This is a genomic window from Salinicoccus luteus DSM 17002, from assembly GCF_000712035.1.
Taxonomy (GTDB): Bacteria; Bacillota; Bacilli; order Staphylococcales; family Salinicoccaceae; genus Salinicoccus; species Salinicoccus luteus.
In genome coordinates, this window is the sequence record NZ_JONV01000009.1 from 1 (window position 1) to 12,596 (window position 12,596).

At 47.8% G+C, this 12,596-nt stretch carries 10 protein-coding genes, 1 rRNA gene and 1 other RNA gene; 1 reads left to right on the forward strand and 11 read right to left on the reverse strand.

The features are described from left to right. The 10 genes from BO53_RS0106560 to BO53_RS0106600 form a co-directional block, all read right to left on the reverse strand. Window positions 1-222, reverse strand: a 16S ribosomal RNA gene (locus BO53_RS0106560); the annotation flags it as partial. Window positions 223-542: 320 nt separating this feature from the next. Next, window positions 543-1,139, reverse strand: a complete 597-nt coding sequence (recR, locus tag BO53_RS0106565) for a recombination mediator RecR (protein ID WP_031546735.1) — start codon at window positions 1,137-1,139, stop codon at window positions 543-545. A gap of 1 nt (window position 1,140) precedes the next feature. Then, window positions 1,141-1,464 carry a YbaB/EbfC family nucleoid-associated protein gene (locus BO53_RS0106570; protein ID WP_031546737.1) on the reverse strand — a complete coding sequence of 108 codons (324 nt, stop codon included), beginning with the start codon at window positions 1,462-1,464 and terminating at the stop codon, window positions 1,141-1,143. A gap of 76 nt (window positions 1,465-1,540) precedes the next feature. Further along, window positions 1,541-3,193 carry a DNA polymerase III subunit gamma/tau gene (gene dnaX, locus BO53_RS0106575; protein WP_031546739.1) on the reverse strand — a complete coding sequence of 551 codons (1,653 nt, stop codon included), beginning with the start codon at window positions 3,191-3,193 and terminating at the stop codon, window positions 1,541-1,543. A gap of 120 nt (window positions 3,194-3,313) precedes the next feature. After that, an RNA gene (gene ffs, locus BO53_RS13725) (signal recognition particle sRNA large type) lies at window positions 3,314-3,578 on the reverse strand. A 47-nt stretch (window positions 3,579-3,625) separates the two neighbouring features. Then, window positions 3,626-4,354 (reverse strand): trehalose operon repressor, encoded by a 729-nt coding sequence (gene treR, locus BO53_RS0106580; protein WP_031546740.1) that lies wholly within the window; start codon window positions 4,352-4,354, stop codon window positions 3,626-3,628. 57 nt (window positions 4,355-4,411) lie between these two features. Then, window positions 4,412-6,055: an alpha,alpha-phosphotrehalase gene (gene treC / locus BO53_RS0106585; RefSeq protein ID WP_031546741.1), complete on the reverse strand. Its 1,644-nt coding sequence runs from the start codon at window positions 6,053-6,055 to the stop codon at window positions 4,412-4,414. Between the two features lie 24 nt (window positions 6,056-6,079). Then, window positions 6,080-7,528: a PTS system trehalose-specific EIIBC component gene (gene treP, locus BO53_RS0106590; RefSeq protein WP_031546742.1), complete on the reverse strand. Its 1,449-nt coding sequence runs from the start codon at window positions 7,526-7,528 to the stop codon at window positions 6,080-6,082. A gap of 246 nt (window positions 7,529-7,774) precedes the next feature. Then, a complete protein-coding gene (locus tag BO53_RS0106595) occupies window positions 7,775-8,989 on the reverse strand; it encodes an ammonium transporter (protein ID WP_372908959.1) in 1,215 nt (404 codons plus the stop codon). A gap of 105 nt (window positions 8,990-9,094) precedes the next feature. Beyond that, complete coding sequence (locus BO53_RS0106600; RefSeq protein ID WP_031546744.1) at window positions 9,095-9,931, reverse strand: SdrD B-like domain-containing protein; 837 nt, start codon at window positions 9,929-9,931, stop codon at window positions 9,095-9,097. A 264-nt stretch (window positions 9,932-10,195) separates the two neighbouring features. Between BO53_RS0106600 and BO53_RS13570 the strand changes: the two genes are divergently transcribed. Beyond that, a complete protein-coding gene (locus BO53_RS13570; RefSeq protein ID WP_051683045.1) occupies window positions 10,196-10,897 on the forward strand; it encodes a hypothetical protein in 702 nt (233 codons plus the stop codon). Between the two features lie 151 nt (window positions 10,898-11,048). Here the strand turns inward: BO53_RS13570 and guaA are convergent, their stop codons facing one another. Then, complete coding sequence (gene guaA, locus BO53_RS0106610) at window positions 11,049-12,593, reverse strand: glutamine-hydrolyzing GMP synthase (RefSeq protein WP_031546746.1); 1,545 nt, start codon at window positions 12,591-12,593, stop codon at window positions 11,049-11,051. Between the last annotated feature and the right edge of the window lie 3 nt (window positions 12,594-12,596).

Genomic DNA, 12,596 nt, shown 5'->3' on the forward strand with positions numbered 1-12,596 from the left:
AAAAGGCCGCCTTTCAACTCTCCCACTTGTGTGGGAAAGGATTATCCGGTATTAGCCACGGTTTCCCGTGGTTATCCCGGTCTGATGGGCAGGTTGCCTACGTGTTACTCACCCGTCCGCCACTCGCGTCACAGGAGCAAGCTCCTGATCCGCGCGTTCGACTTGCATGTATTAGGCACGCCGCCAGCGTTCATCCTGAGCCAGGATCAAACTCTCCATAATTGGAAGTTCTCTGACTCCGTTGCGGTTTTACTTGTCGCCCAAGTTGAATGCCGAAGCATTCGTTTTTTCGGAATTAACGTTGACATATTGTCATTCAGTTTTCAATGTTCTCTGTTTTTGACTGCTTTACTATTATAGCATGTTGACCTGAGCGATGCAACACTTTTTTATATCTTTTTTAACTTAATAGTAACGTTTGTTGTGTCGGTTTTGCGTTTCGTCCGACAAGAAATAACTATACAGGGTTTACTTAAAGAATGCAAGGGGTTTTTCAAAAAAAGTTTTCCAGGCCACCTTTTCATTCAATGGCCTGGTTTCTTCTATAGCTCCGTACGGTACTCTATCGCCTTTGAAAGCGTGACTTCATCTGCATATTCCAGATCCCCTCCAACCGGAAGTCCATGCGCAAGGCGCGTGATCTTCACACCGATCGGCTTGACCAGACGGGAAATGTACATTGCTGTAGACTCCCCTTCTATATTGGGGTTTGTTGCCAGTATGATCTCTTCTATCTGGTCATCCTTCAGTCTCTCGATCAATGTGGCCACATTGATATCTTCCGGTCCGATGCCATCCATCGGGCTGATCGCACCATGAAGGACATGGTACAGGCCCTTATACTCACGCATCTTCTCCATTGCAATGACATCTTTTGTATCCTGCACTACACAGACTATGGAGCGATCTCTATTCTTGTCCTGACATATATAGCAGGGATCGATGTCCGTGATATGGCCACAAACAGAACAGAATTGCAGGTCTCTCTTTACTTCCATTAGACTCCGTGAAAAATTGACAACGTCGTCCTCTTTCATATTGAGTACATAAAATGCCAGACGTTGGGCAGTCTTCGGCCCAATGCCCGGCAATTTCATGAAGCTGTCGATCAGCTTTGATATGGGTTCTGGATAATGCATCCTACATCATTCCCGGGATGTTCATACCTTTGGTATGTTGACCAAGACGCTCGCTTGAGAGTTCATCCGCTTTCGTCATTGCTTCATTCGTAGCAGCAACAATCAAATCCTGGAGCATTTCGATGTCTTCAGGATCTACCACTTCTTCCTGGATTTCCACATCAAGCACTTCCTTGTGTCCTGAAACGGTCACCTTGACCATGCCTCCTCCAGCAGTACCTTCTACTTTTTCCTCTTTCAGCTTTTCCTGCTCTTCCTGCATCTTCTTCTGCATCTTCTGCATCTGCTTCATCATGCCTTGCATATTGTTCATTCCGCCACGCATATATATTCTCCTCCAAATCAGTTTTCATTTTTCTTCTATATAGTATATATGAAATTGCTTCTTTTATAAACAGATATCATGAGCGCGTTTCTACAACGTCACTTCCAAAGATCTCCTTGGCGACATCAGAAGGCTTCTTATCATCTTCATCAGATTTCTTTTCCTTATGCGCCTTCTTTTCCTGAATATAGTCGTGTCTTACCTGCAGCCAGCTCGAATCGGGTACGCCAACGACTTTTACATCCTTCCCAATGATGGAAGGGATGACCGCTTCCAGCTCCTGTCGCTTCTTTTCATCCTTATTGATCAGATCACTGTGCAGATCACTTTTGAACTTGAGAAGGACATGTGTGTCACTGGCAGCAACAGGTTCCGAGTCTTTAATCAAGGATCTGAGAGCATGGTACCCCTTCTCCTCGACATGCTGATAGACTTTCGGCCAATCATCCTTGAGCTTCACCAGGTCTTCCTTATTAGCATTATCCAGTACTTTTTCAATCTGTCTCAAGGAAAAGCCTTTTGAAGACCGGCTCTGGCTTTCCGTACTCCTCTGTGGTTCCGGCGCCTGGTTACTCGATGCCTGTGAATAATTGGAGAGTTTCTTATCCAGCTCCGCCAGTTTCTGTTCAATATGTGAAAGATCCACCGCTTGCGGTTCCACGGCCCGATCGTTTCGGTTGAGCACCTGGATCAGCTTGACGATGACCACCTCGAGATGAACACTCGTATTCACTGAAAAGCGCATCATGACCATCGCATCGTTCAATACATCAATCATTTCGTAGAGCACCTTGTCCTCGGTATGGGCAAAGGCGACATCCTCATCGATTTCTCCATCATGCTTCATCAGAATGATGTCCCTGATGTAATAGACGAGCTCGTGGATCAGCCTTGTCGGATCTTTCCCCTCTTCGATGAACTGATGGTATTTGATGAACGCTTCCCTTGAGTCCCGGTGGTCAATCAGTTTCAGCCATTCATTCAGCTCCTCGGATTTGATGCCTCCCGTAATCATAATGGCATCGTCCAGGGTAATTGCATCATTGCTGTAGGCAATAACCTGGTCCATTATGCTGAGCGCATCCCGCATTCCGCCTTCGGAAGTCCTCGCGATGTACTCTATGGCATCCGCTTCGTACTCCAGAGACTCACTCTTTGCCACATACTTAAGCCTCTCCACTATTTCATTCAGCTCGATCGCCTTGAAGTCGAAGCGCTGGCACCTTGAAATGATAGTTGCAGGAATTTTATGGGGCTCAGTCGTTGCCAGAATGAAGATCGCATGGCCCGGCGGCTCCTCAAGGGTTTTCAGCAGAGCGTTGAAAGCACCCGTAGTCAGCATGTGCACCTCATCGATGATATACACTTTGTACATTGCTTCAGACGGTGCATATTTCACTTTTTCGCGTATGTTCCTGATTTCATCCACACCGTTATTACTGGCAGCATCAATTTCTATTACATCATTTGCACTACCCTCAGTAATGCTCATGCAAATATCACATTCGTTGCATGGTTCCCCTTCAGCCCCGAAACGGCAATTGAGTGCCTTGGCAAAGATTTTCGCAATACTTGTCTTTCCTGTTCCCCTGGGTCCGCTGAACAGGTATGCGTGGGATTCCTTATCTCTGATTATTGCGTTTCTCAACGTTTTCGTGACATGCTTCTGCCCCACCACATCTTCAAATGTCTGCGGCCGGAACGCCCGATACAAGGCTTGATATTCCATCCAGCGGCACCTCCATACTGAGTCATTTATGCTATTTATTATACCATATATAAGCTATCCACCCTAATTCCAGACAACAAAAAATGACTGCATCATAAGATGCAGTCATCTGCTATGTAACCGTGCACCGCTCTTCGAACACCCGGCACAAGCGTTACTCGATCCACCAGCTCAACCCCGGCTGTCCTACGGCACATAGAATGGGCCACTTAATGCTGCTTCCTTCCGGACCTGACATGGTTCGTGACGTTCTATTGCATAGGACCGGGATCTCAACACTGGTGAGATCGAGGCAGTCCTCACACCGAGTATCCTCGGAGCGGAATTCAGTCCTGCTGGAGCGGATTGCAGGTACAGGGCACCGCTACCTCCCCACTTAGCACGGCATGTTATATAATATCAAAATCCATGGACCAATGCAAGATTAAACCACTATTCACCATGAAAGCGGCGGGAGAAATCGACGAACTTGAATTCATTGGCCAGGTGCTTGGAGACATTGAACTGGAATGGTCTGGCATCATTCAGATGGACGACTGAACGGACCGTCGCAGTGTATGGAGGAATCACATTGCCGAACAGTTCAAGATCCTGTTCATTCATCGGTTCAAATGTAATTTCCTTATGCGAATAGGCGATTGTGAGGCCCATCCTCTTTTCAATGTATTCATAGATTGAATCGCTTGCGATCTCCTCGTTCAAGCCAGGCATCATCTCTACGATGAAGTAGTCTATATCCACGATATGCGTCCTGTCTTCAAAACGCCTTTGTCTGATCAGACGCCATACCTTCTCCTCTGGCTGAAGTTTCAGTGCTTCCATTACACGCGGGAAATCTTCAGCAGGATACTGCTTGAGCTCCACAACCTTAGTGGAATACTGCTTTGTCTTCAGCTGCTGGATTTCCTTGAAGCTTGTAAGATGGGAAACGGTGAAATCCATGGAAGGATTATAGATGACTACAGATCCTTTGCCCTTCATCTTCTGAATATACCCATTCTCCTGCAGTAGATTCAGAGCCTTCCTGACTGTTTCTCTGGATACATCGAACATGTTGACCAGCCTATGCTCAGAAGGCAGAACATCCCCTTTGTTGTACTTGCCTTCTGCAATGTCACTCGACAGCACCTGATAAATATGATTGTATTTGTTCAAATTCATAGTACTCACCCTACCGCTTTCCCGGATGTATTTAAATTACATACATCATATCCTTTTTCAATTGTTTTGTCCATATATCATCATGCCTTCAAAAGGTCTCAGAACACCCTTCCTATCCCCATAGTTGGACAGAAGGACCTCCCCTTCTGAATCAATGCTTTCCGGATACGGCACTTCCTTATTCCTGAAGTTGGCTATGACAGTGATGCGGTCCCCTTCATATAGACGCTCATAGACGAAGAGGTCCTCATCCTCCATAAGATGGGGCTCCACAATGCCGTATGTCAGCACATCCAGTTCATGTCTCAGCTGAATCAGCTTCTGATACGTATAGAAAATGGAACTGCTGTCTTCAAGCGCACGTGCAACGTTTATTTCTTCATACCTGTCAGACACTTCTATCCATGGGACGCCTTCTGTAAATCCGGCATTCTTCGAATCATCCCACTGCACGGGGGTTCTGGAATTATCCCTCGATTTGGTCGCCAGAATATCCAGTATAAGGGAAGCATCCATCCCTTCCTCCCTCAGGATCGAATAGGCATTGAGGCTCTCCACATCGCGATACTGGTCGATGCGTTTGAAGTCGGGGTTCGTCATGCCGATCTCTTCGCCCTGGTAGATATAGGGTGTGCCTTTCAGCCCATGAAGTGCAATCGCCAGCATTTTCCCGCTCAACACCCTGTTTTCTTCGGTTTCATCATTACCAAACCTGGATACGACGCGGGGTTGGTCATGGTTGCACCAGAAGATGGCGTTCCAACCTCCACCTTCATCCATAGCCACCTGCCATTCCATCAATATCCTTTTTAGTTCCAGAAAATCGAAGTTTGCAAGCGTCCATTTTTCCCCGCCGGGATAGTCGACCTTAAGGTGGTGAAAGTTGAACACGGAATTCAATTCGTCACGTTCCGGGTTGGTGTATTTCAGGCAATGTTCAATGGTAGTCGAGGACATCTCTCCAACCGTCATAATATCCCTGTCTCCAAAAGTATTACGGTTCAATTCATTGATATATTCATGGACTTTGGGGCCATCGGTGTAGAATTCCTTCCCTGGCCCATCGGAATCTTTGAATTCACCTTTGGATATCAGGTTGACGACATCAAAGCGGAAACCATCCACACCGAAATCTATCCAGTAATTGATCATGTCATATATATCCCGCCGCATGTCTTCATTCTCCCAGTTCAGATCTGCCTGGGTGATATCGAAGAGCCGGAGGTAGTATTGATTTGTTTCTTCATCATATGCCCATGCATTCCCGCCAAACTTCGATTCCCAGTTCGTAGGAGGCGTATCGTATGTGCCATCCTTCCAGATATAGTAGTCCCGGTACTTGCTGTCCCGGGATTTCCTCGATTCGACGAACCACTGATGCTCTGTCGACGTATGATTGATGACGATATCCATCATGATTTTGAGACCTTTGTCATGCGCCTTCTCCAGCAGTTCCTCAAGGTCTTCCTTTGTTCCAAACTGGGGGTTCACTTCATAATAATTGCTGATATCATAGCCATTGTCGTTCATGGGGGATTCATAGACCGGTGTGAGCCAGAGATAATCCACACCCAGTGTCGTGAAGTAGTCCAGCTTCTCTATGATGCCTCTGATGTCTCCTTCTCCGCTTCCAGTCGTATCGTTGAAAGATTTAGGATAGATCTGATAGACCACCGATTTTCTCCAGTCTGTAGATGCCATCTTAAAAAACTCCTTTTGCTTGATTTAATCTTTGACCATATCTTTCGTCTTCTCTTTTGCAAACCTGGAGAAGAGGAGTGTAAGCAGGAATGGAACGACAATCGCGATACCCATCCCTATGGTGAAGAGCAGCCAGAAGCCCTCCGTAATCGAAATGACACCCGGCACCCCACCGACGCCGACACTCGCTGCAGTCAGGCCATTCATCCCGAAAAGTCCGCCGACGAATGCTGTAGTGAGGATGGCTGCGAGGAACGGATATTTAAGCGGCAGGTTGACACCGAACATCGCAGGCTCAGTGACGCCCAGCCAACCGGAAATACCGGAGGTCATCGCCAAACCTTCCTCTTTCTTCTTCTTCTGTTGACGATAGATCACCCATGCACCGAAGGCTGCGGAGCCCTGGGCAATATTTGAAATTGCCAGTATCGGCCAGAGGTAGGTGGCACCGGTCGTCCCGATAAGCTGAAGGTCCATTGCCAGGAACATATGGTGCAGACCCGTTATGACAAGTGGTGCGTAGAACAGTCCATAGACCGCACCACCCAGGATGCCCGCTGATTCAAACAACCACACTACACTGTCAGAAATGATGCCGCTCAGGAACAGAGTGATAGGACCGATCAGTGTGAAGGTAAGTATGCCGACTACAAGTAGTGAAATCGGTGCGACCAGAAGCAGCTTGAACATGTCATGGATCCGCTTATCCAGGAAGTTCTCCACTTTCGCAAGCAGCCATGCGGCCACCAGAACCGGCAGGACCTGGCCCTGGTAGTTCAGCTGTTCAATTTGCAGACCGAAGAAGTTCCACGTCGGAATATCCGCCAGTTCACCGGCTTCCGCATCGAATAATCCATACTGGCTGGCAAGATCAGGGTGACATAATGCGACACCGAGGGCGATACCAAGCAGCGGGTTCCCGCCGAATACCTTCATGGCAGACCAGCCGATCAGCACCGGCAGGAAGATGAATGGCGCAACCGCAATGAAATTGATCATACTCGCAATACCTTCTATGCCCGGGAAGCGGGTAATGACGGAATCATTGTCCCAGAACAGTCCTTGCACTGTCAGCAGGTTGTTTATACCAAGCAGCAGACCCGCTGTAACGATTGCAGGAAGAATAGGAATGAATATATCACCAAGCATCTTGATGAACCGTTGTATCGGGTTCATCTTCTGGGCAGCTGCCGCTTTCACTTCATCCTTCGAGCCGCCGCCTTTGCCCGTCTCCTCCTCAAAAATCTTAAAAGCGTCATTTACAGTCCCCTGGCCAATGACCACCTGGAACTGGTTGTTCGCAGCAAAAGAGCCTTTGACCAGATCGATTGAATCCAGCTTCTCCTTGTCCACTTTGGATTCATCTTCAAGAGCAAGCCGCAGCCTCGTCACACAGTGCGTTGCTGCATTGACATTCTCTTTGCCACCAACCGCGTCAATAATGGCTTTGACATCATCCCGGTTCACTGCCATTCATTCCACACTCCTTCTAATGTTGATTTATCGCCATAACTATAACATGTATAGACAGCAATGTAAAGGCTTTCATAAATTGTGAAATGTAAATATTTCCCTTCAGAATGCAAGACATATAAAAAATGCCGCTATTTAAAGCGGCACTGTATCAGTTGAGGGGGATGCTACCATCAGTCTTGATTATATCTTACCCCTTGTTGGATGGATGAAACACTTCTCCCCTATTTTATATCTCCTTCGCTTCTATGAGTTGGAATATTCATATGCCTTCTCGCCATGAATGACCACATCGAGTCCATCGAGCTCCTCCTTCTCATCCGTACGGAGCGTCGTGAAGAGGCTGATGCCCTTGGCGATTCCATATGTCATTACAGCACTGAACAGGATGGTGGCGGTCACTGCAACAATCTGCGCAACTACAGGCGTGAACCCGCCACCTGCAAGGAGGCCATCTGCAATCCCAGGATTTACGGCACTTGTCTGCAGGACTCCTGTGCCGATTGCACCGACGATGCCTCCAATACCGTGGAGTCCGAACGCATCGAGCGCGTCATCGTAGTTCAACAGCACTTTCAGTTTTGTGATTGCGAAGAAACAGATTGCGCCGCCCAGAAGGCCAAGTGCCATGGCTCCGCCATAGGTGACGAATCCAGCCGCCGGCGTAATGGCCACCAGTCCGGCAAGCATGCCTGAGAGTGTCCCGATCAGTGATACCTTGCCTTTCATGAGCCTTTCCACCAGCACCCAGCCGGCAATACCGGCCGTGGATGCCAAAACCGTATTTGCAAAAGCACTCATCGCAATGGCATCAAATGTCAATGCACTCCCCGTATTGAACCCGAACCATCCGAACCATACCAGGATGGCACCGACCATCGTGATGACAAGGTTGTGTGGCGGTTTTTTATTGTCCGGCTTTCTTGAGCCGAGCATCAGAGCAAGTACCAGTCCTGATACACCGGATGAGATATGGACGACCGTCCCGCCTGCGAAGTCGATTGCTCCGATGGAGTGGATCCATCCGCCACCCCATACCCAGTGCGCGACCGGGCTGTAGACAAGAATGACCCATAGGGCCATGAACAGTAGAAATGGTCCGAACTTCATGCGTTCTGCAACCGACCCTGTCAGGATGGAGACTGCAATCGTACAGAAGGTCAGCTGGAACAGCATATACAAGGCGAACGGAATCGTTTCGGAAAATGCGGCATTCGGTTCATACCCCACTCCTGTCAGGCCTATATAGGAAAGGTCTCCTATGAACAGGTTGCTTCCCCCAAAACTTAATGAAAACCCGAGGCCCACCCACACAAAAGTTACGACGACAATAGCCGCCAGACTGTGCATCGAAGTATTCAGTACATTCTTGGATTGTACGAGACCTCCGTAGAACAGTGCCAATCCCGGCGTCATCAGCCAGACCAGAAGTGTACAAAGAAATATAAAAATCGTATCCATGATCATTCCCCCAAATTAAGTATGAGGACATTATATAACCATTTTCTGAATGTTCAAAATCCATGTAAAAAAGCCTGACATCACATGTCAGACTTTCTTACATCACTACTTGTTGCGGACCAACCGGATTGCATACACCAACAGACCGAGTATCAGAAGTACGCTTCCTATAACCACCAGCATCGTGTTCATCCCCGGCTCTTCTAAATTTTCACCGGCAGACACCTGTTCTTCCGGATCCAGATCCTCTGCTTGCGGTTCATCCTTTTCTGAAAGGTCAAAGACGATGCCTTTCTTTCCTTTATCTTCAATAGTCAACTTTTTGTCCGTCTCAGCCGCTTCAAATCCCTCAGGTACATCGATTTCAAGTGTATAGTCTCCAGCCGGCACTTCCTGGAACTGGAATTTTCCTTCTGCGTCCGTCACCGCTTCATCTTCCTTCTCTCCCGAGAGGGAGACCGTGACATCCGCCACACCTTTGGCATCTGCCATTACCTTTCCCTCAATCGAAAACTCCGTCACTTCAGACTGGTTGATATCCACGTTCACCGGTTCCATTTCTGCAGCCGGCTCCTCTGTTGGTGCTTCGACCGGTTCCTCGATGATCTCCTGAGTGAATTCCTCGACAGTCGGCTCCACTGTCTGTTCAACAGTCGGTTCCGGCTCATATGAATCTTCATAGGACTCTTCTGTCCATTCTTCATACGTCTCTTCCGTTTGAGGAGGAACGTAATCATATGTCTCATCTGTCCATTCCTCATAGTACTCATCAGTATATTCTTCTGTAGAAGATTCGAAGGTCGGCTCCTCCATCGGTTCCTCAGTGGATAGTTCCTGCGGGTTCTCCTGAGTCGCTTCCTCTTCAGTATCTGCAGCCACCCGGGATACGGGTATGAGCATGATGAACAGTACAACAGCCAAGTAGTAGGCAATTTTACGCATGTCGGCCTCCAATGATAGTCATATATTTTTGTGATGCATACATTTCAATCCACCAATATCTGTAACACTAGGTTAAATAATACTATAAAATAAAAAATAAGAACACCTTGTATATGACTTGGAGTATGGCTCCGCCGCTATTAGTTCTATTCTCCCTTCTTTAATATTGAACATTTTGAATTTTAAGTACATTTGAAACGTTTAATTGCCTGTGTTAGTTTCATGGTAGCAAGACCAATCGTTTCTGAAAGGAGAGTTCTTAAGATGAAGAAAAGAACTTTACTCGGCTCACTACTGGTCTCAAGTACACTGGTATTTACAGGGATGAGCGGCACGGCACAAGCGGATGACGTGGATGAAGAAGAAGGTGCGAAGACTGTCTGGGGCGAAATACTCCCTCCAGAAACTGATCCGGATGGTGACGGATGGGCAAACACAGGGTTTGAGATTGCGTGGATGTCCCAAGAAGCTCAAGATAGAATTAACGATTTGGCTTACGAAAAGGATTTCGGCGATTTGTCCCAAGTAGAATTCAATGAAAAAGTCGCAGCAATATACCAAAAGGAACAACAGCTTCAGGCGGGAGAGAATAACGGTCAGACTGACATGACCCAAGAGGAAGTTGGTGCCAAAAAAGAACGCCTGGCTGAACTGGCACTATATTCACCTGAAACATTAAATGCAGCTCCGATACAGGACGCACCGTATAACTACAACTTTTTCCATGACGGTTATGAATTCCACTTCTCCTATGATGGTACGTATTGGAAATGGTCATATGAACCTTCAAAGAATTTTACCGATGATGAGCTGATTTATCTGGCCCATAACCATCCAGAGAAGTTGAATGAAAAGCCGGTGAAACCGGGCGCCTACGACTTCCATCTATACGACCATGAACACAAACATGTATACCATTTCTCTTCAGACGGAGAAACATGGTCCTGGTCATATAAAAAGAAATAGTCCAATCTTAAGTTTGGACAGATAACAAGACACGCCGCAGGAGAGTTTCCCCGTGGCGTGTCCTGTCTGTAATACACTATTAAATTCATGACTATAGAACAAAAGCACTCTATAACAACTGACGTTATAGAGTGCTTTTAATTCCATCCAGCTATTCCCACTCGATTGTAGCCGGTGGCTTGCTTGTGATGTCGTAGACAACACGGTTGATCTGTTCGCTCTCATTGACGAGGCGTTTTGAGATGCGTTCCAATACGTCCCAGTCGATCTTGGCGAATTCACTCGTCATGCCGTCGATGCTTGTGACGGCTCGGATGCCGATGGTGTGGCTGTACGTACGGTAGTCACCCATGACACCGACGGAGCGGATGTCGGGAAGGACTGTGAAGTACTGCCAGATTTCACGATCGAGTCCTGCCTTCTTGATTTCATCCCGCAGGATCCAGTCGCTTTCGCGCACAATCTCCAGCTTCTCTTCTGTGATTTCCCCAAGGATGCGGATGCCGAGGCCAGGACCCGGGAACGGCTGTCTCCATACAAGATGCTCAGGGATGCCAAGCTCTATGCCGAGCTCACGTACTTCATCCTTGAACAGTGTGTTGAGCGGTTCGAGCAGTTTGAACTGCATGTCTTCAGGCAGCCCGCCGACGTTGTGGTGCGATTTGATCGTCGTTGCCGTCTCTGTGCCGGATTCGATGATGTCCGTGTAGAGCGTGCCCTGTGCCAGGAAGTCCACTTCTTCAAGTTTGGACGCTTCATCGTCGAATACATAGATGAATTCATTGCCGATGATCTTCCGCTTCTGTTCCGGATCGGCCACGCCTTTAAGTTTATTCAGGAAGCGGTCTTTCGCATCCACTTTGATGATATTCATATTGAATCCTTCACCAAACTGCTCCATGACCATTTCCGCTTCGCCCTTCCGAAGCAGACCATGATCGACGAAGATGCATGTGAGGTTGTCACCGATTGCCCTGTGCATCAATACGGCGGTAACGGATGAATCCACTCCGCCGCTCATTGCACACAGCACTTTCCTGTCGCCGACCTCCTCGCGTATCTTATCGATTTCAATGGCGATGAAGTTGTCCATCGACCATTCTCCGTGGCACCCACAGATGTCACGGATGAAATTCCTGAGGAATGTATCGCCATTTTTGGAGTGCTTGGATTCCGGGTGGAACTGCACGCCATAGATTTCCTGCTCTTCATGCTTGATGCCTGCATACTGGCACAGGGGCGTATAGGCGATCTGTTTGAAGGATTCAGGAATATGGGTGACCTTGTCGCTGTGGCTCATCAGAACCGTTTCATTTTCCGCCAGTCCTTTAAATAGTGGGGCGCTGACATCCAGACTGATTTCAGTCGGACCGAATTCCTTCTCATTTGAAGGGACGACTTCCCCACCGTTCAGCTGTGTGATGAGCTGCATGCCGTAGCAGATGCCGAGCACCGGTACGCCAAGTTCGAATACTTCCGGATCCACAGTGAATGCATCCTCCGCATAGACGGAGCGCGGTCCGCCTGAGAGGATGATGCCCTGCGGGTTCAATTCTCTTATTTCTTCCATTGTAATGCTCGGGTTATGGAGTTCACTGTAGACTCCAAGGTCCCTGATGCGCCGTGTAATGAGTTGGTTGTATTGACTGCCATAGTCGATAACCAGTATAAGTTCCTGCTCTTTAGCCATTTCCATCTT